The sequence below is a fragment of the Paenibacillus sp. XP01 genome, assembly GCF_057364885.1.
Map to the genome: position 1 here is coordinate 5932725 of NZ_CP139481.1, position 24743 is coordinate 5957467.

The following is a 24743-nucleotide window of genomic DNA, read 5'->3' on the forward strand; positions in this document are numbered from 1 at the left end:
CCGTCCTGAGGCCTACGAATACAACCATACCCGCATTAATGACAATAATTGATCGGTCTGGATCGGTTTTTTCACATAATCGGAAGCCCCTGCCTCGATGCATTTGCCGCGGTCGTCCTTCATGGCTTTGGCCGTAAGGGCAATGATCGGCAGCTTCTCGAATCTCGGCATCTGGCGGATTCGCGTCATCGCTTCATAGCCGTCCATTTCCGGCATCATCATGTCCATCAGGACCAGGTCGATGTCTGGATTGGCTTCCAGAATGTCCAAGGCCTCCCGTCCGTTTTCGGCGAAAATGACCTCCATCCGATAGCCTTCGAGAACGCTGGAAAGCGCGAACACATTGCGGATATCGTCATCGACCAGCAATATTTTTTTGCCTTCGAACAATGTCTCCTTGTTATGCAGCTTCTGCAGAATCTTGCGTTTGTCTTCCGGCAGATTGGCCTCGACCCGATGCAAGAACAGCGTTGTCTCATCCAACAGCCGTTCCGGCGATTTCACGTCCTTGATAATAATCGATTCGGCGTATTTGCGAAGTCTCGTCTCTTCTTTGGTATCCAGATCTTTTCCGGTATAAATAATGATCGGCAGGTCATTCAGACCTTCATCGTCCCGAATTCGATCCAGCAGCTCAAAGCCGGTCATGTCGGTCAGCATCAAATCAAGCACCATGCAGTCGTACCGTTGACCATGGAGTTCATTCAACGCATCCTGCCCGGTGGAAACGGCCGTGATCGCTACATCGTCATGACCGATCAGCTCGATGATTGACTTCCGCTGCACCTCGTCGTCCTCAACGATCAGCAATCGTTTCAATTGTTGTTCCGTATAGGATTCAATATGAGAAAAAGCTTTATCCAGCGCTTCCTTGCTCGAAGGTTTTCGCAGGTAAGCAATGGCTCCCATCATTAAACCTTGTTTGACATCATCGATGACGGAAATGACATGTACCGGAATATGTCTTGTTGCGGAATTGCTTTTCAGCTCTCCCAGAATGGACCAGCCGTCCATAATCGGCAATTGAATGTCCAGAATGATGGCGTCCGGCAAATAGTGACGGGCCATTTCGAGCCCTTTGTCCCCCTGCAGCGCGACGATCGCCTTGAATCCGCGTCCTCTCGCCATATCCATCAAAATATGAGCAAATTTCACATCATCCTCGATGATCAGCAATACCTTGTCGCCTGCCGTGATATGCTGTTGATCATCGTCGATGGCCGCCTCGGCTGGCGGGTGTGGAACGTTCCTGCTGATGACAGGGCTTCCTTGTGTCCCCATCAGGCGGTTGTCCACGTTGTTCATCGCGGAGGTCCGGTGCTCGAAAAGCCTTGTTTCGCTTTCCCCCGCCTCCTGTAACGCACTCTCGGCGGAAGGCGCTGCCTCAGCCAATGCCCGATGATCAATCGACTCTGCATTGTTGTCGGGAAGATACAGCGTAAAGGCGCTGCCAACGCCTTCCGCAGATTCCACCTTGATGGCTCCGCCCAGCAAACGCGCCAGTTCCCGGCTGATGGATAGCCCAAGTCCCGTGCCGCCGTATTTGCGGCTTGTAGTGCCGTCCACTTGCTGGAAAGCCTCGAAGATCAGATCGGTCTTGTCCGGCGCGATGCCGATCCCTGTATCCTGCACGGTGAAGCTGACGTAATCTTGGTTTGCGTTCAAATATTCCGGAATTTCTCCGGCTTTCAGTTTTTTGGCGATCAGACTGACTTGGCCGCGATTGGTGAACTTGAAGGCATTCGACAGCAGATTCCGCAAAATTTGTTTCACGCGATGGCCGTCCGTATAAATCCAATCCGGCAGATTGGCGTCGAATTCGACGTTCAATCCGAGTTCCTTTTTGCTCGCGACCGGCCCGAAATTTTGTTTGGTGAACAGGGCCAAATCCTCCATGTGGACGGTCTCGTAGTTGATATCCATTTTGCCGGCATCCACTTTGGACAGATCCAGTATTTCATCGATCATCTTGAGCAAGTCCGCACCGGACATGTATATCGTATGTGCATATTCCCGCTGCTTTTCGGTCAGATTGCCGTCCTTGTTCTCGGACAACAACTGCGACAAGATGAGCAAACTGTTTAACGGGGTGCGAAGCTCGTGCGACATGTTTGCCAAAAACTCGGATTTGTACTTGCTTGTCATCGACAATTGCATCGCTTGCTGCTCCAGCTGCACCTTGGTCTGTTCGATCTCGTCGTTCTTCTCTTCGACTTCCCGAACCTGCTCTTCCAGCGCGCGCGTCTTGGCAATCAGTTCGGTATTAAAGTGTTCCAGCTCTTCCTGCTGCCGCTGCAGCAGCTCCTCCGAACGTTTCAGCGCGGCCGCCTGTTCCTCCAGGTTTTCGTTCGATCGGCGCAATTCCTCTTGCTGGGTCTGCAATTCCTCGGATTGCACCTGCAGTTCCTCGGTCAACGCCTGGGACTCGCGCAGCAGTTCTTCGACCCGCAGCCGTCTGCGAACGTTATTCAGGATAACTCCCAGATTGGAAACGAGCTGCGTGAACAGATTTTTTTGAAGGTCGCTAAAACCGTTAAAGGAAGCCAGTTCCACCACCCCGATCAATTCATCCTCAAACACGATGGGATGGATCATGATGCTTGTTGCCTGGGAATGGCCGGTCGCCGACGTGATGCGCACGTAATCCCCCGGGGCTTCTTCAAGCTGGATCGGCCGTTCGTCCAAAGCCACCTGACCAATGAGCCCTTCGCCGATCCGGTACGCTTTTTTGCCTGCTTCGCTCGTTTCTTCAAGCGCATAGACTCCGTAACGCCGGATTTCGTCGGGATGTTTCTCCTCGTCTATCAAATAAACGGCACCTGCCTGGGCACCGAGAACCGGGGCGAATTCGCTGATAAACATCTGCGAGATCTGGCGGATGGATCCGATGCCGCGCAGCAGCTCGGGAACCCTCGCGATGTTTGAGTTCGTCCAGTTCAAATCCTTCTGGGCCTGTAAATAGGCTTTCTCCACTTCCAGCTTCTCTTCCAGATCGCCCGATACGGCCTTGAGCACTTCGGCGACCTGGCCGATCTCGTCGCTGGATTTCACCCGAATGCGCCGGACCGTCCGGTAATGCCCCTTGCCCAAACTGGCGATCATCATATTAACGGTATTGAGGCCTTTGGTTATGCTGGGCAGCACCCAAAGGATAACTCCCAGAGCCAGCAGCAAACCGGCAATCGTAATCCCCGACGTGATCTGGACCGCGCGGGTATACTGTTCATTGGCCTGCGTAATTTGCGTATCAATCTCCTGATCCTGGTACCGGGAGAGGGCATTCATGCTGTCCATTGCTTCTTGCTGGACCTGCAGCCCGGTCGTATTGCGATATTGGTTCGCTTCCTCCACCCGTCCTTGGGACAACAGGTTGATCTGCCTTTCGGCGTACTTCTCGAACGCGTTCCAAGCCTCCTCCACCCGGTCGACCAGTTGGTGCTCAGACGCACTGCCTGCCCGTTCACGCACTTGCGCAAGAAACCGTTCGGCGTCCTCCACCATTCCACCCAGCTGATTGTTGGCCGTACTAACCGAATTGCTAGGATTGAGCAGCAAATTCGCCAGCACTTTGGCCACTTCGTTCACTTCGCCTCTTATCCCGGTCGAATACCTTACTTTCAGATAACGCTCTTGGTACATCTGGTCCAACTGCTGGTTGCTGTTGTGCAACCGTTCATAACTGACAAACGTCAACACGATCAAAATGGCCATCAGAGCGGTGAATCCGATCAGCAATTTGTTCCTGATTTTCATTCTGTCTCCGCTCCTTTATTTTTCAATGTGATCCATACCAGGCATTTGTCGTCGTCCCGCTCGGGCGGAGCTTCGGTTTCGAAAAACAAGGATTGCATTGCCGGCTCATCCCATTGGTGCGCACCCTTTAGGCGGGTTTTGAGAAACTCAAGCTGTGTGTCCTGGTCTCCCTGTACCGTCTCCAGCAGCCCGTCCGTATATAAAGCGATATGCCCTTCCCCCTCGTAATGGACCGTCTGCGGGTCAATTTCCATCTTGTCGAACAAGCCCACAGGGCAGCATACGCTGTCGAACGTATCCACAGTCCCGTCTTCCCGGAAAAAAAGCGCCGGCGGATGCCCTGCATTCACGTAATCGATCCGCTTCATCCGCGTATCTACAACCAGATAGATCGCGGTAAAATAGTACTGCACAAGCTGTTTTTCCAAATGCAGTTGATTGAATCTTCGGTTCAGCTCTTGAATGACTTTTTCCGGATCCACATACGTCGTTACGGTATCTTTTAACACGGATGCGATAAACATCGTAAACAGGGACGATGAGATGCCGTGCCCCATCATGTCCAGAAGCAGCACGCCGTAACGTCCTTCTCCCAACGGGTACCAGGAGTACAAATCTCCCGCCAGCTCGAACGAAGGTTTGTAGATCGCATTGACGTGAAATAAAGGATCTTCGATGGCAGGGCTCAAAACAGCATTCTGGACCATCGCTGCCAGCTTCAGCTCATCCTGAATTCGCTGATCGCGCTCCTTGTGCCAGTCCTTCTCCTGCTTCAACCGCAGCGCAAGCCGGATGCGGGCCATCAATTCGACTTTGTTAATAGGCTTGGTTACATAGTCGGACGCCCCGGCGTCAAGCGCTTCGGCCAGCTTTTTGGAATCGCCGATCGCGGTGACCATAATAATCGGAATATCTTTCAGATTATCGTATTTTTGCATGATCCGGCATGCCTCGATGCCATCGATCTCGGGCATCATCATATCCAGCAAAATCAGGTCGATATCCGATGGTTTGGAACGAATCTCGCCTCTCTCTTCGCCAATTCCCAGCACGTCGAACATTTCCATGGCGGAACTTGCGGCAACGACGTCACGATAATTCTCTTTTTTCAAAATCTCTCGAATGATGATGATATTTGTCGGATTGTCGTCAACAATAAGTATGCTCATTAGGATCTCCTTATCTGTGGCGTTCCGTATTTGTCGTTTCGAATCAGGTTATGCAAAGGTCCAAAACATGCATGATTCCACATTTTTCGGGATGGTCAACATAACATTTCCTACTATAACCATAAGCCAAAATGAAGGAAAGTGCATGGAGTGAAACGTTGCCAATCAACATTTTCCAGTCAAAAGAGTGCTTCTATGGAGCAGCTCTTCTCTCTCTATTAATGATATTTTGCGCTATCATGGGCCGCAACCCATATACTCGCAAAAACATAGCTAAGGAATGAGGATACCCCCATTCCTTAGCTATGTTTTTGATAAAGTCCGCTGCAATACCGCTAACAAACTTATGTTTACGTATCGATGCGGCAGAGCGATCCTACTCTTCCTTTTTAGCGATGACGAGCACCTTGCCTTTGTCCAGCTCGCTCTCGTAGAAGTCGGCCTCTGCTTGGGTGAAGCCCATCGACTCGATTTTCGCTCGAAGTTCATCGCCCCGGGATCTGAACAGATTGGCAATGGAGTCAAACAGACCTTCTTGCTTCATGCCGATTTCTTTGGCGTCCGCCGTATCGGCAATGCGGTCCGTGCGGTCCTCTTCATGGGCGAGAACGAAGATTTGATCAGCAAGGTAGCCGGCGCGCTGCAGTTCTTTCACTGCTTCTACCGCTTGAACTCCGTTTTCCACCACTTTGGCATATGCTTTTGCGTTGGTTGAATTCATCGTTTCCACTCTCCTCTGAACATCTTCATTTTCGGCCTCTAAGTTGAACCAATGATTTTTACACGGAGTTACTACGTGGTCAGAACCATCTTCCGATCGCTGTTATCCTCAGATTTTTTGAATCCCCTTATTTAAGGGGAACATCCGGTGATAAATGCGAACGCTTTGCTTCTCCAGATTCTTTCTGCCCCCTCCGTTAACGTGTAAATGTCTAGTTCAACATATATAGTATATAAACATGCCATCTTGTATTGAAACATATCATTCGATTCCAAAAAATCAGGTAACGGATTCATCAAATAAATCAATGCCCAGGATGCGTTCTGTTCCGGGAGCCATATACACTTTTAACGCCCGGTCTCCCCGCACAAACACCTCGCCGTCCTGCGCCTTGGAATAGGGCTGCCCCAGAGCATTCCGAATGGAGTCGATATCCATGTCAATCCATTGTTGATTTAGCATGAAGCGCTTCATGCGGCCTTCGACATGGATGTATTGAATGACATCCTCGTCCTGGCACACCCCGATGCGGGCATCCTCAAAATCAAATTCCGGGCAACCCAGATAAGGATCGTCCAAGCGTTTCAGCGGTTGTCCCTTTCGGGCCATGACGTCGGCCAGTCCGTGATCCAGCGAGATGCCGTTCAACGTACTGAACGACCCGAACTGCCCGGACCTTTCATCCGCAACGGTAACAACCTCTGTCACCTGCGGCTCCACTGCCGTCCATGACGTTTCGGGGGCAACCGGAAGAGCTGCCACCTGAACGGAAAAGGGAGAAATCACGCCAAACATCAGAAGCATCAGTTTCATCATTATTCTCACCCTCCATCGGTTTCGCTGGTTCACCGTCCTGACGAGTTACCCGAAATCAAAAATTTATTTTCTTATGCGCTGCCATATGCTTGCTGCAAGGTCGACGTATTTGAGCCACTCCTTACCGCCCTTTGCCCCTTGGTTATATGTAGCATCATAACTGTTCACCGTCCGGTCGACAGGCGTTGATGGCTGGTGGGCGGGATGCACGACGGACTTTTGTTCCCGTTCCTTCTCTGCGCGCTTGGTTTGAAACCGCGAAATCATCGTGGTCGACACCTGCTTTGCCGCAGCACTGACTTCATTCAATACGTCTCCCAGGTTTTGCACCGACTCCATGACCGGATCGATCTGCTTCATTTTGTGCTGTACGTCCGCAGTGATGTCATTGGCATGCCTTACCGTTTGTTTTACCTCGTAGCTCAACTCATCGATCGTTGTTCGTACCTCTTGCAGCGTTTGCGAGACATTGTCAAGCGAAGCCTGAGCGGACTTCAATGTACGAATCAGAAAAAACACAAGCACAGCAAATGCCACGGCAATGATCGCCACGCTAATTTGGTAGATCATAATCCAACCTCTCTTTCCTAATTGCATATCGATTTGTTAATGCTTTAGTTACCCGGCCGTTTCTGCGGCGAAACAATGGCATACGGCCGTTTCTTATCACACCTGCCGCTGCTCGCGTCGTGTGATTCAAGCGCTCTGGGCCCGGTTAAAGACAACTACACAAGGGCAGGGAGAGACTAAACGGCCCTTCCCATTCCAAAATGAAAGGATGATGACTTATGCTGAAATGGTCGGTCGTTTTTCTGATTATTGCTCTGATTGCAGGCATTTTCGGTTTCTTCGGCATCGTTGAAGCTGCAGCTTCCATTGCCAAGGTCCTGTTCTTCGTTTTCGTGGTATTGTTCATCATTTCCCTGATTACGGGACGAAGCGGCATGCGACGAAGCTAAACGGAATACCCGTTTCACTCGCTGTTCATTGTACGCACAAGGCCTGCCATGCTTGGAAAAGCGGCAGGCTTTTGCTGTGCTGCTTCATATGTATTTCCCTCCTTTTCGCTCTATTCCGCTGCCGCTGACCCCATTTGCAAATAGGACCTTTTTGTCATAGCCATCCCGGTTTTATGCCTCTCTGGTACGATAAAGATTCGGACCCACTTCTACCCAAATTTGACCAAAATGACTCTAGAGAATAAAAGAAAGTATTGCTAAAATTGTGATTCACAGGTGACCTTGCTTGGTTACTTTTATCACAGACAACATACTACATATCTAACCGAGGAGGAGTAACAAATGAAAAAAATCGTAAGTTTCGCTGCTGCCCTGACGCTGATGGGTTCCATGGCTGCCGCTGCGGGTGCCGAGGAAGCGGTTACCGGCACAACGACTCCGACAAGTTCCGAAGCAACGACTTCCCCTGCGATTGAGGTGAATGCCCCTGTCGTGGAAACGATCCAAGGCACCGTCGAAACGGCTCCGGGCTCACAAACCGCTTCCGAAGAAAGCGAGGGTGTAACCGGCCAAACTGCGGAGGGTACAACAACGGAAGCATCCACGTCTACGACAGACAAAATGTTCGACGAACCACTTGTTAAACCCGGCGACGAGGTTCAAGCGCCTACGATGCTGCTGAAGCTTCTGGAGCGCACATGGTTCTATGACGCCCCTAATGGCAAGCCGATCGGAGCGTTGGGCACCCAAATTGTCGACACCACAGGCGAAGTCGTGAATGGGTTCGACGGCGGCGAATGGGTTCAGATTTACACATGGAAAGGAAAAGGCTGGATTCACGTCTCCATTCAATAGTATCGTATTATCGTTGGAACGATAAGTCAAAAAGAGGATAGCCGCATTCGCGGCTATCCTCTTTTTCATCATGTATGCGCACCCCATGAAAAAGGGGTTTCAGTTATAGTAAACATCGCTTTGGAATGTCGGTTAGGTTCCCTGGGGAAGATTGTCCATTTTGGGTTCTACATGCACGTGAACATGCATGATATTATGCTTGTGTTTCAGACGTTCCTCGACCCGGTCACAGATTTGATGGCCTTCGATCAAACTGAGCCCGCCGTCCACTTCAATGACGACATCCACGAGCACATGGCTTCCATGAACGCGCGCCTTGACGTCCTTGATCAATTCCACGCCTGGCACGCGCGATACCGTCGTGCGAAGGTCTGTGAGCTGGTCTTGATCGAATCCGTCGGTCAGGCTATGCGTCGCATCCCTGAAAATATCCCATGCGGTTTTGCATATCATTAAACCAACCACGATGGCGGCGACCTTATCGAGCCAAGGCAAGCCGAATTGCGCGCCGACGATGCCCACGGCGGCCCCGATGCTGACCAGGGCGTCCGAGCGATTATCCTGGGCGGCAGCCAAGAGCGCCTGGCTGTTGATTTGCCGGGATAACCGGTAGTTGTAGCGATACACGCCCATCATCACCAGCGCACACACTGCCGCCACTCCGGCGGCCCACAGATTAGGCGCGGTGAACTCCCCCTGATACCAGGATCGAACCGCTTCGAAGAGTACTTGCAGGCCGACCATGGCCATGATGAAGGAAGCAATCAGTGCGGCAACCGTTTCTGCGCGAAAATGACCGTAAGCATGGTCGGAATCGGGCGGCTTTTGGGATATGCGCAATCCGATCAATACAGCCACGGAGGCCACGATATCGGTAAGGTTGTTGAAACCGTCCGCGAGCAAGGCGCTGGAAGCAAATATATATCCACAGATCAGCTTGAAAGTGGACAGCACGAGATAAGCAGCGATGCTAACCCAGGCTCCCCGCTCTCCCTTGCGTATTTCGTCATAAGCGTTCAACTTCAACGACACTCCTTTAACTTTCATAATACGTTGTTCCATGTTATCAAACGAAACTCGTGTGGGTCTACAGAAACAGTGTTGCCAAGCCGCAGTGCTGTAGGGATACCGAAAAAAAGTTGCAAAGCGTCATGGCTGTAAGCTTTGAGAAACAAAGTTTCATTAAGGAAAAATGGACACGTTCCGAATGATCACGCATTTTAACAGGTTGCCCTTGTACAGGCTTCGCAAAACGTATAAAATGGGAGCATCCCGTCCTTATTCGGACGGCTTATTGCAAGACCGGGAGGGATTCACATGAGCGACAATACGAACGAACCGCGCAAGATCAGTTTGCAGGATGCCATACGCCAAAAGCTGGCACAAAAAAAGGAGCAGGCCAAGAACGGCAATCAGGCCGGAGCTTACTTCGAGGGCGGAACCAAAACATTGAAAAGCCAAAACAACAAAAAGCCGAACAATCAGCGCCGCCGGACAGGCGGGTCCTAGCCTCAAAATTCACAATGAACGTTGCTTTTATGGCAAACAAAAAGAAGCGCCATTCTCCTTTCGGAGATTTGGCGCTTCTTTTATTATAAGGCAGAACAGAAATCAATTCCGTTGAAAGACCGATTGTTTACGCTTCGGCAGGGTACAGCTTTTGACGAAGCTCTTTGATTTCATCGCTTTCCAGATACTCGTCATAGCTCATTTGACGGTCAATAATGCCATTCGGCGTAATTTCGATAATGCGGTTCGCGATCGTCTGAATGAACTGATGGTCATGGGACGTAAACAGCATCGTGCCGTCGAAATCGATCAATCCGTTGTTCAATGCCGTGATCGATTCGAGATCCAAGTGGTTCGTAGGCTCATCAAGAATCAGCACGTTTGCGCCGGTTTGCATCATTTTCGCCAACATGCAGCGAACTTTCTCGCCCCCGGACAATACGTTTGCTTTTTTCAGCGCCTCTTCGCCGGAGAACAGCATGCGACCAAGGAAACCGCGCAGATACGTTTCATCCTGATCCTTCGAATACTGACGCAGCCAGTCCACCAAGCTCAATTCCACGCCATCGAAATACTTGGAGTTGTCTTTCGGGAAATAGGCTTGGGAAGTCGTAACGCCCCATGTATACTCGCCGCTGTCGGCTTCCGTTTCGCCCATCAAGATATCGAAAAGAAGGGACTTCGGAAGGCCGTTGGGTCCAACAAACGCAATTTTGTCGCCTTTGTTCACTACAAAGCTTACATCGTTCAACAATGGCTCGCCTTCCACCGCTTTGCTGATGCGATCGACGGTGAGCAGCTGCTTCCCGGCTTCGCGTTCAGGCTTGAAGTTGATGAACGGATATTTACGGTTCGACGGACGGATGTCGTCCAGCGTAATTTTATCGAGCTGTTTCTTCCGGGAAGTGGCCTGCTTCGATTTCGAAGCGTTCGCGGAGAAACGCTGGATGAATGCCTGCAATTCCTTGATTTTTTCTTCTTTCTTCTTGTTCGCGTCGCGTTGCAGGGCGATCGCCAACTGGCTGGACTCGTACCAGAAGTCATAGTTTCCTACGTACAACTGGATTTTGCCGAAATCGATATCCGCGATATGCGTACACACTTTGTTCAGGAAGTGACGATCGTGGGATACGACGATAACGGTGCCTTCATAATCCATCAGGAAGTTCTCGAGCCATTGGATGGACTCCAGATCCAAGTGGTTGGTAGGCTCATCGAGCAACAGGTTGTTCGGACGGCCGAACAGCGCCTGAGCCAGCAGGACACGGACTTTTTCGTTACCGCTCAGCTCTGCCATTTTTTTGTCATGCATGTCGCGGTCAATGCCAAGGCCAATCAGGAGTGCAGCCGCATCCGGCTCGGCATCCCAGCCGTTCAATTCCGCGAATTCACCTTCCAGTTCACCCGCACGCAAGCCGTCTTCCTCAGTGAAGTCCGCTTTGGCGTAAAGCGCATCTTTTTCCTTCATGATGGAGTACAGACGGCTATGACCCATGATTACCGTTTCAAGAACCGGGTACTCATCGTATTCGAAGTGGTTTTGCTTCAATACGGCCATGCGCTCGCCTGGGGTGATGTGCACCTCTCCCTGGTTTGCTTCGATTTCGCCTGACAAAATTTTGAGGAACGTTGATTTGCCGGCCCCGTTGGCGCCGATCAGGCCATAGCAGTTGCCTGGCGTGAATTTGATGTTCACGTCTTCAAAAAGTGCACGTTTTCCGTAGCGGAGCGTGATGCCGCTTGTACTGATCATTAAGCATTACCATCCTTTTTATTTGTTAATCTGCATATTGCATGAATAGCAGCTCGTATACTTACGGATTCAATAACCCTAAGCCTATTCCGGCACCATATTATAACACAAAAAAACGGCTAATTCGAAGATTGGCCGCTTTTTTACGCATTAAATATTTGGCATGGGACTGTTTCCGGTTTAGATGAACCATAAATCCATGTTGATGTGGAAAGAAAATCAGGTTTGCTCGTCCTCGCCATGGCGAATGCGCAGCGTCTCGCCGTGACCGAGAACCTGAATGCGCTCGGCGGCGATACCAAGGCGCTGTCGTTCGGCTTCCAGGCGATCCAGCGCCTCCCGCGGCGTATCGTCTGCCAGCCTGAACGTGCCGTAATGCATCGGCACCATCAGTTCGGAACCCGTTTCAACGAACCCCTGCAGCGCTTCTTCCGGCGTCACGTGCTGGGACGTCATGAACCATTCGGGTTCATAGGCCCCGATCGGCATAAGAGTGATGTCGATGTCGAAACGTTCTCCGATCGTTCGAAAACCGGGGAAATATCCGGTATCCCCGACGAAATAAACGGTGGGCGGAGATACGGAAAAGTGGTGGGCCGCTCCGCCTTCCGGTTTGCGAATGCCGCCTTTATTCCGGTGCTCTCTTGAACCCGATCCCGCTGACGTTTGAGGGCTCCCCTCATTCGAAGCTTTAGCAATCGCGCTTTCCGCTGCTGCAGGCGAAACCGTCGCAGCGCTCTCCAGAACATACCCGCCCCAATGGGAAGTATTCGTGTCGAACAACGTGCGGCGCGTCCAGTGCTGGGCAGGCACAAACGTAATTTTCACGCCGCCGACGGACAGATGCTCCCACCATTTCAGTTCGTGGCAGCGGTGAAACCCCTTGCGCACCATTTTTCTTTTGAGTCCGTCCGGCACGATCAGCAGCGTTTTGGCGGACACCAGTTTGCGCAAGGATGCCAAATGCAGGTGATCATAATGAGAATGGGAGATCAGCACCACATCCAGCGGCGGAATGTCCCGGATCGGAATGCCCGGAGGCCCAAGCCGACGCTGGAACCCCATCTTTTCGGCCCAAACCGGATCGGTGACGATGTTCAGACCGTTATATTGAATGAAAAAGGTGGAATGCCCCACCCACGTCACCGTTGTCTCTTCCCGGTTGGCATGCAGGAAATCCAGGTCAGGCGGGTGATGCGGCACCTTGAACGTATAATCCTTCGACTTTCTGCGCCGTTCCTCCCTCCACTGCCTGAATTCCTTCAACGTTTTGTCTGTGCTTACATTATCCAGATTGTTATAGCGGATTTTAGGCATGAAAGGACCTCCTCCCTTCACCTATTTTAACCCATATTTCGCCGAATTGAAAAAAGGCTAGTCCTTCGGATTGCCGCTTGCCGCCATATAGATGAACAAAAAAGCGATCGCTGCGACGATAATAAGCGGCGGAGCGTACATGATCGTGAACGTTTCGAAAAAACTTAATCCCGTTACGCCCGGAATGCCGGATGCGCCTTCTGCATACATCGTATTCATCCTTTCTTTTTCCCCGCTCGGCCTCGCACGTAATCGGCATCGAACAGGAACAGTCTCATGATCAGCACCAGCGACGGAATCAGCACCAACAACCCCAGACTGAACGCGGTAATCAGCGCGATTCCCATCGTGCGGTTCGTGAAGCTGTCGTAAATGTTAACGTACGGATACAGGATGTAGGGCAAATGCGAGCGGCCATACCCGTACCAGGCAAAAGCAAACTGCAGCATGACAGCTACGAAGCACCACCCCATGTACTTGCGTTTCCATACGAGTGATACCGCAATGACGAAGCAGACGAAGGAGGCAATAAACATCCATGAAATGCCCAGCATGTTCTGAAAATGCTGCGGGTTCTGCTTGTTGATTTGCAAAAACGCCAGAAAGCTGGCAAAGATGGTAGGCAGGCTCCATAGCAAGGCATATTCCCTCAATACTTCAAACGCTGTCTCATCTTCCGCTCTCTTGGCGTAGTAGGACAGGAACATGGCGGAAATATAAAGCACGCTCACCAATGCCAACAGCACGACAGACCATGTGTAAGGATTGGTCAAAAATTCGCCCCAGCTAAACAAAACCCTCTCTCCCGACTGCTCGATAATGCCCCCTTCGGAGATCGCCAAAATGGTGGAGAACACGGCGGGAATCAGCAGCCCTGTCGCCCCATACAAGGCCATGTATATCCGGCTGTTCTGGCCGTTGTTTCCATAGGTGTTATAGGCGTAATATACGCCGCGAATCGCAAGCAGCACGATGGCAAGCGAGCCGGGCACCAGCAGCGCAGTTCCATAGTAAAACGCGCTGTCCGGATAAAATCCGACCAATCCGACCACGAAAAAGATGAGAAAGACGTTCGTCACTTCCCACACCGGCGAGAGATAGCGCTGTATGATGTTGTGGATTTTATTCTCATGCCCGGAGAGCACACTGTAAAAGCTGAAGAACCCTGCGCCAAAATCGATCGACGCGACGATCAGGTATCCGAACAGAAACGTCCACAAAATCGCAATGCCCGCAATTTCAAAGCTCAATGCACGATCCCTCCCTCAAGCCCGAGCGACTCCAGCTCCTTCTCCGCTTCCTTGTTGCGAAACAGCTTGCTGAGGACACGGATGCAAGAGAAACAAAGGACCAGATAGAGCAAAATGAACAGAACAAGCATCCAGCCTACGGAAGTGGACGTCGTGGCAGCCTCGGATACCTTCATGTATCCGCGCAAAATCCACGGTTGGCGTCCAACCTCCGCGAACATCCAGCCGAGCTCGATCGCAATCATCGCTAGCGGTCCCAGAAACACGATGCCCATGAGCAGCCATTTCGGATACGGTTTGCGTCCCGGAAGCCAGCGCCGAAACACGTACAGGACAGGAATCAGGAAAATGATCACTCCTGTCGTCACCTTCAAATCGAACATATAGTGAATCGAGAGCGGCGGCCTCAGATCGGCCGGATACTCCTCAAGCCCCTTCACTTCGGTATCCGGCCGATTTCCGGCAAGGATGCTTAGCGCGTAGGGAATTTCAAGCGCATACTTGACTTCGTTGTTCTCGTCCAATATGCCTCCATATACGAGCGGCGCTTCTTTCATCGTTTTGAAATGCCATTCGGCCGCGGCCAGCTTCTCCGGTTGGTATTTGGCCAGAAATTTGCCGGAGGAATCCCCGAGCATAATAGTGCTGACGGCAAATACAAGTGCGCTGACGGTCGTCAGTTTCAATGCCTTTTTATAATAAACATGGCCCCTGCCCCGCAGCATGCTGAAAGCGGCAATGCCTGCAAGCAAACCCGCGCTGAGCGTATAGGAGGATGCAAGCACATGGGTTACCTTGGTTGGCGTAGCGGGATTCAGCATGGCCGCTATAGGATGAATGTCCTTCATGATGCCATCGATCAAGGTGAAGCCCTGCGGCTGGTTCATGAACGAATTGACGGTAGTGATAAAAATGGCCGATGCCGACGAACCGAGCGCAACCGGGATGAGCAGCAGCATGTGCGTGTATTTATTTTTGAAACGATCCCAGGTGTACAGGTATATGCCAAGGAATATCGCCTCTATGAAAAAGGCGAACGTCTCCATGAACAGCGGCAGGGCAATCGCCTGTCCCGCCACCCGCATGAACATGGGCCATAACAAGCTGAGCTGCAATCCAATCGAGGTGCCGGTTACTACGCCGACCGCTACGGTGATGACAAAGCCTCGCGCCCACCTGCGGGCAAGCAGGGTGTAGTGCACGTCGTTCTTGCGCAATCCACGCCACTCCGCAAGAGCGATCATGAGCGGCACGCCAACGCCGATCGATGCAAAGATAATATGTACAAACAGGGTTAATCCGGTCAATATCCGGCTTAGCAGAACAGGGTCCAGCGTTGTCATCAGGGTGACACTCCTCACTGTTAGTCAATGATAGGTTCCGGGCATCGCCCTTCTTCCTTCGAACAACTAATAATTCATGATGCGAATGATGCTCTTCACCACGGCGTAAAGTACTACGACCGCGGCAACCAGACAAACGATCACAAGCGTTTTCTCTTCTTTGCGAAACATATCACGCCTCCTCCCTTTAACGGATGCGAATGTCGTTTACCTATACCGTTTGCAAAAGATTCCTTTTTTATCCGCTTTTATCCGCGAATGTGAAAACTGACACAAAGAAGCCTTAACCGCTACTTGAATGCGATGCATCCAGTAGGGTTAAGGCTTTATCCCGTCAGCCGTCAATTATTCATACGAGCGCCTCTTGTTTGGGAAGCCGGACCTTGAACGTGCTCCCCTTGCCTGGCGCAGACATCACCGTCAGCTTCCCATGGTGATCTTCCACGATTTTACGCGAAATATATAACCCCAGACCCGTTCCGCCAATCTGGCGATGGTCCGAATTGTCCACCCGGTAAAACTTCGTAAACAGCATGTCCTGCACCTCTTCGGCAATGCCGATGCCGTAATCCCTTACATCGATGCATAACCACTTCTTCTCTTCCCATAACGTAATATCGATGCGATCGGCACCAGGCGAGTATTTGACCGCATTGCCAACGAGGTTGTGCAGCACCTGTGCCATCCGGTTCTGATCGGCATAAGCGAAGAAGTCCCCGTTAAAGGCATGCACATATATGCGTTGTACTGATTTGATGTTCCACTGTTCGGCCACGCCCTCCACCAGTTCCAGCATAGGAACATAGGTCATGTGATAGGTCAAGCTTCCGTTATCCAATCGTTGGATATCCAGCACGTCATCCAGCAAACTGCTGAGCCGGGCCCCCTCGGACGTAATTTTCCCTAAAAATTCAAGGCGCTGCGAGGCGGGAAGATCATACAGCATCATCAGTTCCACATACCCCATAATAGTGGCGACTGGCGTGCGAAGTTCATGTGAAACAACGCTGATCAGCTCGTGCTTCATGCGGTTAAGATGTTCTTCTTCCGTCCTGTCCCGGAACACCAGCAGGAAGCCATGGTTTCTGCCGGGTACGTCAATCTGTTTCATATATAGAGAAAAAACACTTTTGGACGCATTATCCAGAACAAATTCGGTTTCCGCAAAAGCCTGCTCGCCTTTCAGAAACGCGCGCGTCTGATCGAGCAGGTTGAAATTATCCGTGAGCACGGACCGCTCAATGGACAGGGCCAGATCTTCGATGGAGCGTCCAAGGAAATCCCCCAAACCGAACATCTCCTCAATGCGGCGATTGACGATCGTGATCGTTCCAGACCGGTCGGACATGACCAAGCCTTCGCGGACCGATTCAATGAACTGCTCGCTGATGTCGCGCTGTTCCTGAATGGCCTGTTTCTCGCGCATCAATTCGGCGTTCAGCTGTTCCAGCGCAAGCGCATCGCGCACGCGGTCCTCTTCAGCTCTTGTTCGCTCGGTAATATCCTTGATAAACAGATTGTATAATGACTCTTTGTTGCCTAAGCGAATTTCGACGATTTTGTATTCGATCGGAAAAACGGATCCGTCGCGCCTGATGCCGTAAATTTCCTCGATGTGGGTATGCCGCTTGCCTGTATTAAACTCGCGACGTTCAAGCTTTTGCTTGATTTCATCGCAAGTGGCTCCCTGAAACAGGGAAGGGGCATTTTTCTGATATACCACGTCTTCCCTCCGCAGCCCGAACATGCGCTCGGCCTCGGGATTGAACTCAATGATTTTTCCGCATGCATCGACAGCAATGATGCCCTCGATGGATGAATCTACGATGGCCCGCTTGATTTCTTCGCTGTTTCTCAGTTCCTTGGTACGCTCCCTTACACGGTCCTCCAGCGTTAACTTGTCCTGTCGAATCTGCTCGAACTGCTCAAGCAGCACGTCGGACATTTTGCGCAAGTTGCCGATCAAAATCTGGACTTCCGTTACATGGCTTATCGGCCATTTCATTTCCCCTTGTCGAATCAGCAGTCTGGAGAGTGCACTCGTCATAAGCGTAATCCGTTTCAATGGGCTTACGACTTTTTTGCTGATCGGCGCGGCAATGATCATGGATACCAAAATAATGACCAACAGGGATTGGATCGTGGTCAGATAGATTGATGCAATATGAGGATAAAACTTGGAAGGGCTTGACAGTACGATAAGACGATACCCCTCGGCCGGCGCCTGCCATTTCTCATTGATGAAAACCGCCTGCCTCCAGTAATCCAAAATATCGCTGGATGCCATGGCATCCGAGAGTAACAAGGGGTCGCCCCCTGCCTGCAAAACGTGTTCCTGCTTCGCTGGCAATGCTGCACCAACCGGGTAAAGCTCGGAGGACGAACCCACCACACGATCGTCTGATCCCAAAATGATGATGCCGACATCCATAAATTCGCTATATTGCCTCAGGGTTGATTGCAATTGTCCCGAGGGAACCACTGGAACCCCCACTTTCTTGTCAATCAGATCGGTAGCATGTCTTAGGCTGGTCACAATGGCATCCCGAATTTGATCCAGCTGTCTGCGGCTATCCGCCGACAACAGTACAAGTGAAACGGATACAACAAAGGCAACCACGTATTTAAACGCGATTCTGTGAAGAGGAATCGCGCCCGCACGCTTCATTGGATGCTCGCTGTGCGTAATCCAGAAGTCGACGACGATTCCCGCCAATAGCGCATTCACCATACCAACCAGAGCGGCATGCATATACGCAAATCTCAACTCATCCATTTCCATACCAAAGACAAAGTGGCCGAGACCGACAATCGGCAAAAACAATACTAGCCAAAACGTGGCGTTGGCCGTCATCATGCTGCCGTTTTTCCAACGCTTTTGCCACCCCAGCATCCAGATGAATTCCAAAGCATGGATCGCTGCACCGACCCAAATGCTGTAAGGCATGTCTAAGAGGAGACATTTTAAACCGAAAATGCCCACCAAAGCCATGCCGCCATACTTTCCGCCATGCAGGCGCAAGGCAACAAGCACTGCCGCACCGCCGAGCATCAATTGAACGCCGTAGAACATCGTGATGGCGTATACGCTGCCCAATGTACCCAGCACAACGAGCACCATCGTGGCGATCCAAGGAATGCGCAGCCGCGACAGCGTCCAATCCAGCACCGTTTTTCCGATTTTTGTGCGAATCATAGGCAATGTTTGGCCCAACCTATCATTTTACGTCTATTTTTTAGCAACTTCGTTTCCTCCCCATGCAAACAAACTGTTTCATTAACGCCCTATTTGACGAAAATACGTTAGGCTTCCGAATTGCGCTTGATTTGTCGAGTGTTTTTCGGGGTTCCCTTTTCTTCTCCAAATCGTTCTGATCCATTATACTGTAAATATGACATGGCATAGTTTTGGTAAATGTTGATGGATTTGCAAAAACTTCATACATGATAAAATGTTGAATTTGCGGTGCGTGGAATTGGGACAAGTCATCATATATACATGTACATGGGATGACCAAAACCGATCCGTACTCCATGCTTCGGCAATCTCTAACAAACTACATCCATTGGATTCCGTGTTTCTTTATAAATTTCCACCAGGAGTGTGACCTCTATGTCTATCAAAGTACTTCTTATAGAAGATGAAAAAAATCTTGCCGACATGATTGCTTTCTTTCTTGAGGAGGAAGGATACATTACAGAACGGGTTCATCATGCCCGCGAGGCACTTCAGCTTTTCCCCCGATTCCAGCCGGATATCGTCGTGACGGATCTGATGCTGCCCGAAACGGACGGAAATGCGCTGGTGGATGCGTTTCGTCAGCATTCGACTGTTCCGATTCTCATGATTTCGGCCAGCACGATGCTGAATGACCGTCTCAAAGCGCTTCATAACGGTGCCGATGACTTCCTGTGCAAACCGTTCAGCCTTAAAGAGCTGGATGCGCGGATCAAGGCACTCTTGCGCAGGTCTGCTCTCTCTTATTCGGGGAAAACGGTTCAAGACAGCAAGGAAGACACGCCAACGAATGCCGGTCATGTCAGTGTGAACGAGTATAGCCGAACGCTGTTTGTGGACGGAGAAGAAATCGAGGTTACGCACATCGAGTTTGAAATCATGAAAGAGCTGTATAAAAATCCTGGCAAAGTATTTACCCGCAACGAGCTGATGGACCGGATCAAAGGTTCGGAACGGGCATATCTGGACCGAACCATTGACGTCCACATTTCAAGCCTGCGCAAAAAAATCGAGCCTGATCCCAAAAAACCCCGTTACATCAAAACGGTGTGGGGCACGGGATACAAATATGTCATATAGCCCGTTTGTTGAAAGAGCCTGTTTGATTCATTTCGCTCTGGCATTCCCATGTTCTTGCGAAAGGTTCTGTCTGTTTACGGATTCAAGCCATTTCCGCATCTCTGACGCCATTTGCTGAGGATGTTGCACGTCCCAAAGAAACATTTTCATCGGTCCCGCACCCGTGATTTGCTGAAGATGGCGCTTGCGAATCATGGATTGAAAATCCGTAACGATCAACAATGGAACGTCCGGCATGAAGGCCCTGATCGCATTGGATGCCGAAACGGCCTGACCCGACTCCTGATAATCAATGATACAATAACGAGTCGTGTCCCACCCGGAGTCAGGGCTCTCATGCGAGTCCTCTCCTTCCATCCAGTTCTCAAGCTGTTCCATGATGTCGTCAAACGCAATACCGCGACTTTCGTCGGAGAGCACTGTAATGGATCCCATCGATTCATAACCTCCCGTAAAGATATTACACTATTGTGTCATGGTTGGTTTAAAAATGTTTGTGCATGATCATGAAAGAAGTGTTAACAAAATTCGCAATCTTCACATATTTCGCAGTTTGCACCCATTCATGTAAAATAGAGATATCCCTTTTTTGGGACAGGCATTTTTAAATCATTACCACACGGTACAGGAGGTTTATACCCTATGAATATTGTGTCTGTTGAACCGACACCAAGTCCGAATACAATGATGCTTCGTCTGGACGAACGTCTGGAGGACGGTATCCGCCGAACGTACACGCTGGATAATGAGCGCTCGGCGCCTGCCTTCATCCGGCAAATGCTTCACATTCCCGGCGTGAAAAGCGTTTTTCATACAACTGATTTCGTGGCCCTGGACCGTAAAGGCAATGCCGATTGGGCCGCCATTCTGGGCGAAGTGCAGAGCCGTCTTGGCCAGGAAGGGCTTGATCTGGAATGGATCGAATCCGAAGACGCAACCGGCGAACATTATGGCGAGGCCCAGGTATTTGTACAGTTTTTCCGGGGAGTCCCTATGCAAATCCGCGTAAAAGCCGGTGCGAAGGAGGAGCGCATCTCGCTCTCTGACCGATTCGTGCAAGCGGTGACCGAAGTAGCCAGTGCCACACTGATCAAAGAACGAAAATTGACGGACTATGGCGTTCGTTACGGCGAGCTGCCGGATATTGCCCGTGAAGTGGAACAGGAGATTGAAGCGGCATATCCGCCGGAACGGCTGAACCAAGTCATTAAACAAGCGATCGAGCATGGCACCAAAACGGAGGAGTTCGTTGAACGTCGCCGGCAGCTCGAGGGCGCAGAACTTGAACAAGCGCTGCGCGACGAAAACTGGAACGTTCGTTATGCTGCATTGGACGGCATGGAACCTACACCGGAGCGGCTTCCACTCATCGCACAGGCACTTGAGGACAGCAAAATGCAGATTCGCCGCCTGGCTGTCGTATATCTCGGCGATATTCGCACCCCTGAAGCCATGGAACTGCTGTACAAGGCGCTGAAAGACAGCTCCCCGGCAGTTCGCCGCACGGCGGGAGACACGTTATCCGATATCGGCGACCCTGCGGCGACTCCGGCCATGACGGCCACCCTTACCGACAGCAGCAAGCTGGTCCGATGGCGCGCCGCCCGTTTCCTGTATGAAGTGGGTACGGAGGAAGCGGAAGAGGCACTGCGCAAAGCTGCCGATGATCCGGAATTCGAAGTCAGCCTGCAAGCCAAAATGGCACTGGAGCGCATCGAATCGGGAGAACAGGCCGCAGGCACCGTATGGCAGCAAATGGCCGGACGCCACCGGAAAACCGAATAGTTTGTGCCCATTCCAACTTTTGTTATTGCGCTCGAAATCGATGAGCGTTATACTGAATGTCTGTTTGGATTATAGAACATCGTCTGTCATGTTCTGTTGTCAATAATTGCATACACATGTAGATACGCCTCATCCATGAATGGTGAGGTAGAGGTCGCGGATGCAATCAGTAAGCTGAGCGAGGCGTCAGGAAACCGCCGATGAACTCAGCCGAAAGGTGCATCCGCCGAAGCTTGCCGGACGTTTCCGTTCGAGATCCGGCAGAGCTGGGGCTGTCGCCGAAAGGCACAGAACTGTCACGGAACGATTATTATGCCGCATTGGCATGAATTGTTCCGTGTTGAGCTATCTTAAACATCAGGGACAAGGTGGATTTTGGACGATATAAGACCGCCGGCTCAGAGCCTGTGGTCTTTTTTCATGTATTTGCGCCATTGATTCAGTTCATTATCAGTACGCGAAATGAAGGAGTGTTTTCATTGCAAGACCGCGACAAACAAGGTGCGGCCGGTTCTTCCTTGAAGAAAGGGTTGCGCGCAAGACATATGACCATGATCGCCCTTGGGGGCTCTATCGGTACGGGGCTGTTCCTGGCCAGCGGTACAGCAATCTCAACTGCAGGACCTGGCGGAGCGTTAGTCGCGTACGCGGCTGTGGGCATCATGGTGTATTTCCTGATGACCAGTCTGGGAGAACTCGCCACGTTTATGCCGGATTCCGGCTCATTCAATACGTATGCTGCCAAGTTCGTCGATCCCGCCCTCGGCTTTGCCATGGGATGGAACTTCTGGTACAACTGGGCGGTCACGATCGCTGCGGAGCTCGCTGCGGCGACGGTGCTCATTAAATATTGGTTCCCGGACAGCAATTCCATGCTGTGGAGCCTGTTGTTTCTCGTCCTGATCTTCGCACTTAACGTTTTATCGGTCAAAGGTTACGGAGAATCCGAGTACTGGTTTGCCATCATCAAGGTTGCCACGGTTATCATTTTCCTAACGGTAGGCGTGCTTATGATTTTCGGCATTCTGGGCGGAGAAGCGGTCGGATTTTCCAACTTCACCGTAGGAGATGCTCCATTTAGCGGCGGTTTCTTTGCCGTTTTGGGGGTGTTCATGGCTGCCGGCTTTTCCTTCCAAGGCACGGAACTGATCGGGGTTGCCGCCGGAGAGAGCGACAATCCGCGCCAAAACGTGCCCCGCGCCATTCGCCAGGTATTCTGGCGCATCTTGATATTTTATATTTTGGCAATCACCGTGATCAGCCTGATCATTCCGTACACACATCCCAATCTGCTCAAAAGCGATCTGGAAAACATCGGAGTCAGCCCGTTCACGCTTGTGTTCGAAAAAGCAGGCCTTGCCATCGCCGCTTCGGTGATGAACGCCGTTATATTGACCTCCGTGTTGTCGGCAGGCAACTCGGGCATGTATGCTTCGAGTCGAGTGCTTTATGCCTTGGCACGGGATGGCAAAGCCCCGAAGTTTCTGGGCCGGTTGAACAAAAGAGGCATTCCGATGAATGCGCTCCTGGTTACGACCGCGGTCGGAATGCTCGCTTTTCTCGCTTCGCTGTTCGGAGACGGCATCGTGTACACTTGGCTGCTTAACGCATCGGGCATGTGCGGGTTCATAACGTGGCTGGGTATCGCCATCAGCCATTACCGCTTCCGGCGGGCTTATGTGGCTCAAGGCAGAGACTTGAATGACCTGCCATATCGTGCGCGCTGGTTCCCGTTCGGTCCGATTTTTGCGTTTGTGCTGTGCATCATCGTCATTCTGGGACAGAACTACCAGGCCTTTACGGGTGATCGGATCGACTGGAACGGAGCGCTCGTGGCTTACCTGAGCTTGCCGCTTTTCCTGATCCTATGGCTGGGGTATAAATGGATCAAGAAAACCAAAGTGGTTCCGCTTCAGGAATGCGACTTCACTTCCAACGATTAAGATCATCGTAGCGCAGCTTGAACGGCTGCTCTAATAAAATACAGGCAGCATCCTCTCTGACTGGAGAGAATGCTGCCTGTTTATTTTGCTTATAAAGTCCAATTGATTCTGACGCGCAGATCGGCCGTATCCTCCATCTTGGAAATATAATAGGAGATCGTCTTCATCCCGAGCTGGTACAGATCCTGCAAATCCTCCAGTAACCCTTCCTCGGTTCCCTTATACCTGAACGTCAGCGTAGTGCTGCCCTCTTTCAACACGTTTTGAACTTTCTCCAATAAAGCCTTATCGCTGCTGATGGCGTCCTTCTCATCATACAAGGAGTACTCCAGGGAGTGGTACAGCTTCCGGTATGTTTCCGCTTTCCCCCCGTCCGATTGCGCCAGATTAAACAAGGCTTGGCGATAGGGTTCGGGCGCAGCCGGGTAATTGTTGTTGTTCGTCCAAATATGATCCCGCGCCATCTCATCATCGCTAAGCAAATAGTATCGATGGCTCACCTTCCCTTTGCGATCCGGCGTGGGATCGTCCCAAGTCGTGTCCAGATGGTACCACTTCCCGTCCAAATTCACCAGATTCCAGGCATGAAGCTGCTCACCGGCCGTGCCTTCCACGATCCGATTTTCAATGCCCGCTTGTTCAAGCATCCGATAAGCCAACAGCGTATATCCCTGACATACCGTACTGCCGGTAACGAGTCCGTCATATGCCGTATATTTTTGCAGCGTTGTATCGTACGAAAGGTGGAGCACGATCCAGTCGTGAATGGCCTTTACTTTCTCATGGTCCGTCATGCCCGGTTCAATGATCCGATCCAGCACCTCGGTCGCTTTCCTGTTAACGTATTCCGTTTGCTCCTTCGTCTCCCGATACGTCAGTTTGACATGAACGTTTGCTGTGATGTTTGAGCCTTTGTAGTTAAATGCATAGCTTTTGACGGTATATTGGATGTAGGGATCGCTTTTCATGGCTGCATCGATGGAGATCTGCAACTGCTGTTTGAGGTCCTTCACATTGCCCCGGTACGTAAAATCAAGCTCTTCCGTTCGCTCAGCCATCGCGTCAAGCAACGTCTGCTGCAAATTCGAATTCGTGGTCGTGATTGACGTTTCCGATGCGGCAACCAACTGGTTTAAATCAACCGTGCGCGGAAGGGCTACGGCAATCAGGCAGCCTGCCAGCAGAATGGTAATGATGCGTCCTCCATTTTTGCCCATGAAAGGATACCACCTCTCTTCGCCAATATCTATTG

20 protein-coding genes and 1 riboswitch are annotated in these 24743 nt (G+C 51.1%); of the genes, 6 read left to right on the top strand and 14 right to left on the bottom strand.

Annotated elements, in window-relative coordinates; genetic code table 11:
- Nucleotides 1-12: 12 nt before the first annotated feature.
- From SNR34_RS26805 to SNR34_RS26825, 5 genes are all read right to left on the bottom strand, one after another.
- Nucleotides 13-3753, bottom strand: a complete 3741-nt coding sequence (locus tag SNR34_RS26805; protein WP_486180575.1) for a response regulator — start codon at nt 3751-3753, stop codon at nt 13-15.
- Complete coding sequence (locus SNR34_RS26810; protein ID WP_236420543.1) at nt 3750-4922, bottom strand: PP2C family protein-serine/threonine phosphatase; 1173 nt, start codon at nt 4920-4922, stop codon at nt 3750-3752. Before SNR34_RS26810 ends, SNR34_RS26805 begins: the two co-directional genes overlap by 4 nt.
- Before the next feature lie 376 nt (nt 4923-5298).
- Entirely contained in the window at nt 5299-5643 is a 345-nt protein-coding gene (locus tag SNR34_RS26815) for a YflT domain-containing protein (RefSeq protein WP_236420542.1), read from the bottom strand.
- 279 nt (nt 5644-5922) lie between these two features.
- On the bottom strand, nt 5923-6459 hold the full coding sequence (locus tag SNR34_RS26820) for a hypothetical protein (RefSeq protein WP_486180576.1): 537 nt from the start codon (nt 6457-6459) through the stop codon (nt 5923-5925).
- 63 nt (nt 6460-6522) lie between these two features.
- Nucleotides 6523-7029 carry a DUF948 domain-containing protein gene (locus SNR34_RS26825; RefSeq protein WP_486180577.1) on the bottom strand — a complete coding sequence of 169 codons (507 nt, stop codon included), beginning with the start codon at nt 7027-7029 and terminating at the stop codon, nt 6523-6525.
- 218 nt (nt 7030-7247) lie between these two features.
- Between SNR34_RS26825 and SNR34_RS26830 the strand changes: the two genes are divergently transcribed.
- Nucleotides 7248-7418, top strand: a complete 171-nt coding sequence (locus tag SNR34_RS26830; protein ID WP_236420539.1) for a DUF1328 domain-containing protein — start codon at nt 7248-7250, stop codon at nt 7416-7418.
- 342 nt (nt 7419-7760) lie between these two features.
- Entirely contained in the window at nt 7761-8273 is a 513-nt protein-coding gene (locus SNR34_RS26835) for a hypothetical protein (protein ID WP_236420538.1), read from the top strand.
- 132 nt (nt 8274-8405) lie between these two features.
- Here SNR34_RS26835 and SNR34_RS26840 read toward each other — a convergent pair whose 3' ends face one another.
- Nucleotides 8406-9320: a cation diffusion facilitator family transporter gene (locus SNR34_RS26840; protein ID WP_290371494.1), complete on the bottom strand. Its 915-nt coding sequence runs from the start codon at nt 9318-9320 to the stop codon at nt 8406-8408.
- A gap of 270 nt (nt 9321-9590) precedes the next feature.
- Here SNR34_RS26840 and SNR34_RS26845 point away from each other — a divergent pair, with 270 nt between their 5' ends.
- Nucleotides 9591-9782: a hypothetical protein gene (locus SNR34_RS26845; RefSeq protein ID WP_236420537.1), complete on the top strand. Its 192-nt coding sequence runs from the start codon at nt 9591-9593 to the stop codon at nt 9780-9782.
- Between the two features lie 127 nt (nt 9783-9909).
- Here the strand turns inward: SNR34_RS26845 and SNR34_RS26850 are convergent, their stop codons facing one another.
- The 6 genes from SNR34_RS26850 to SNR34_RS26875 all read right to left on the bottom strand — a co-directional run bounded on the left by SNR34_RS26850 (nt 9910) and on the right by SNR34_RS26875 (nt 18641).
- Nucleotides 9910-11535: an ABC-F family ATP-binding cassette domain-containing protein gene (locus tag SNR34_RS26850; protein WP_339274664.1), complete on the bottom strand. Its 1626-nt coding sequence runs from the start codon at nt 11533-11535 to the stop codon at nt 9910-9912.
- 219 nt (nt 11536-11754) lie between these two features.
- Nucleotides 11755-12852: an MBL fold metallo-hydrolase gene (locus SNR34_RS26855; RefSeq protein WP_486180578.1), complete on the bottom strand. Its 1098-nt coding sequence runs from the start codon at nt 12850-12852 to the stop codon at nt 11755-11757.
- 57 nt (nt 12853-12909) lie between these two features.
- Complete coding sequence (gene cydS, locus SNR34_RS26860; RefSeq protein ID WP_486180579.1) at nt 12910-13071, bottom strand: cytochrome bd oxidase small subunit CydS family protein; 162 nt, start codon at nt 13069-13071, stop codon at nt 12910-12912.
- Entirely contained in the window at nt 13068-14102 is a 1035-nt protein-coding gene (locus tag SNR34_RS26865) for a cytochrome d ubiquinol oxidase subunit II (RefSeq protein WP_236420533.1), read from the bottom strand. The genes cydS and SNR34_RS26865 overlap by 4 nt, the downstream gene beginning before the upstream one ends.
- Nucleotides 14099-15445, bottom strand: a complete 1347-nt coding sequence (locus tag SNR34_RS26870) for a cytochrome ubiquinol oxidase subunit I (RefSeq protein WP_236420532.1) — start codon at nt 15443-15445, stop codon at nt 14099-14101. Before SNR34_RS26870 ends, SNR34_RS26865 begins: the two co-directional genes overlap by 4 nt.
- Nucleotides 15446-15794: 349 nt before the next feature.
- Nucleotides 15795-18641 (bottom strand): ATP-binding protein, encoded by a 2847-nt coding sequence (locus SNR34_RS26875; RefSeq protein WP_486180580.1) that lies wholly within the window; start codon nt 18639-18641, stop codon nt 15795-15797.
- 417 nt (nt 18642-19058) lie between these two features.
- Between SNR34_RS26875 and SNR34_RS26880 the strand changes: the two genes are divergently transcribed.
- On the top strand, nt 19059-19763 hold the full coding sequence (locus SNR34_RS26880) for a response regulator transcription factor (RefSeq protein WP_236420531.1): 705 nt from the start codon (nt 19059-19061) through the stop codon (nt 19761-19763).
- Between the two features lie 27 nt (nt 19764-19790).
- On the opposite strand, the gene SNR34_RS26885 is transcribed toward SNR34_RS26880, so the two are convergent.
- Entirely contained in the window at nt 19791-20198 is a 408-nt protein-coding gene (locus SNR34_RS26885; protein WP_343261995.1) for a hypothetical protein, read from the bottom strand.
- A gap of 207 nt (nt 20199-20405) precedes the next feature.
- Here SNR34_RS26885 and SNR34_RS26890 point away from each other — a divergent pair, with 207 nt between their 5' ends.
- Together SNR34_RS26890 and SNR34_RS26895 are read left to right on the top strand one after the other, a co-directional pair.
- Nucleotides 20406-21548, top strand: a complete 1143-nt coding sequence (locus SNR34_RS26890; RefSeq protein WP_339274669.1) for a virulence factor — start codon at nt 20406-20408, stop codon at nt 21546-21548.
- Between the two features lie 140 nt (nt 21549-21688).
- Nucleotides 21689-21904, top strand: a riboswitch (Lysine riboswitch).
- Nucleotides 21905-22018: 114 nt separating this feature from the next.
- A complete protein-coding gene (locus SNR34_RS26895; RefSeq protein WP_438286882.1) occupies nt 22019-23491 on the top strand; it encodes an amino acid permease in 1473 nt (490 codons plus the stop codon).
- 89 nt (nt 23492-23580) lie between these two features.
- On the opposite strand, the gene SNR34_RS26900 is transcribed toward SNR34_RS26895, so the two are convergent.
- The gene (locus SNR34_RS26900; protein WP_486180581.1) at nt 23581-24708 is read right to left on the bottom strand and encodes a transglutaminase domain-containing protein; all 1128 of its coding nucleotides are present in this window, start codon (nt 24706-24708) and stop codon (nt 23581-23583) included.
- Nucleotides 24709-24743 lie beyond the last annotated feature (35 nt).

Bases quoted from the DNA above. Each gene is read 5' to 3' on its own strand.
- SNR34_RS26805 (WP_486180575.1), bottom strand. From the start codon at position 3,753: ATGAAAATCAGGAACAAATTGCTGATCGGATTCACCGCTCTGATGGCC.
- SNR34_RS26810 (WP_236420543.1), bottom strand. From the start codon at position 4,922: ATGAGCATACTTATTGTTGACGACAATCCGACAAATATCATCATCATT.
- SNR34_RS26815 (WP_236420542.1), bottom strand. From the start codon at position 5,643: ATGAATTCAACCAACGCAAAAGCATATGCCAAAGTGGTGGAAAACGGA.
- SNR34_RS26820 (WP_486180576.1), bottom strand. From the start codon at position 6,459: ATGATGAAACTGATGCTTCTGATGTTTGGCGTGATTTCTCCCTTTTCC.
- SNR34_RS26825 (WP_486180577.1), bottom strand. From the start codon at position 7,029: ATGATCTACCAAATTAGCGTGGCGATCATTGCCGTGGCATTTGCTGTG.
- SNR34_RS26830 (WP_236420539.1), top strand. From the start codon at position 7,248: ATGCTGAAATGGTCGGTCGTTTTTCTGATTATTGCTCTGATTGCAGGC.
- SNR34_RS26835 (WP_236420538.1), top strand. From the start codon at position 7,761: ATGAAAAAAATCGTAAGTTTCGCTGCTGCCCTGACGCTGATGGGTTCC.
- SNR34_RS26840 (WP_290371494.1), bottom strand. From the start codon at position 9,320: ATGAAAGTTAAAGGAGTGTCGTTGAAGTTGAACGCTTATGACGAAATA.
- SNR34_RS26845 (WP_236420537.1), top strand. From the start codon at position 9,591: ATGAGCGACAATACGAACGAACCGCGCAAGATCAGTTTGCAGGATGCC.
- SNR34_RS26850 (WP_339274664.1), bottom strand. From the start codon at position 11,535: ATGATCAGTACAAGCGGCATCACGCTCCGCTACGGAAAACGTGCACTT.
- SNR34_RS26855 (WP_486180578.1), bottom strand. From the start codon at position 12,852: ATGCCTAAAATCCGCTATAACAATCTGGATAATGTAAGCACAGACAAA.
- cydS (WP_486180579.1), bottom strand. From the start codon at position 13,071: ATGAATACGATGTATGCAGAAGGCGCATCCGGCATTCCGGGCGTAACG.
- SNR34_RS26870 (WP_236420532.1), bottom strand. From the start codon at position 15,445: ATGACAACGCTGGACCCTGTTCTGCTAAGCCGGATATTGACCGGATTA.
- SNR34_RS26875 (WP_486180580.1), bottom strand. From the start codon at position 18,641: ATGATTCGCACAAAAATCGGAAAAACGGTGCTGGATTGGACGCTGTCG.
- SNR34_RS26880 (WP_236420531.1), top strand. From the start codon at position 19,059: ATGTCTATCAAAGTACTTCTTATAGAAGATGAAAAAAATCTTGCCGAC.
- SNR34_RS26885 (WP_343261995.1), bottom strand. From the start codon at position 20,198: ATGGGATCCATTACAGTGCTCTCCGACGAAAGTCGCGGTATTGCGTTT.
- SNR34_RS26890 (WP_339274669.1), top strand. From the start codon at position 20,406: ATGAATATTGTGTCTGTTGAACCGACACCAAGTCCGAATACAATGATG.
- SNR34_RS26900 (WP_486180581.1), bottom strand. From the start codon at position 24,708: ATGGGCAAAAATGGAGGACGCATCATTACCATTCTGCTGGCAGGCTGC.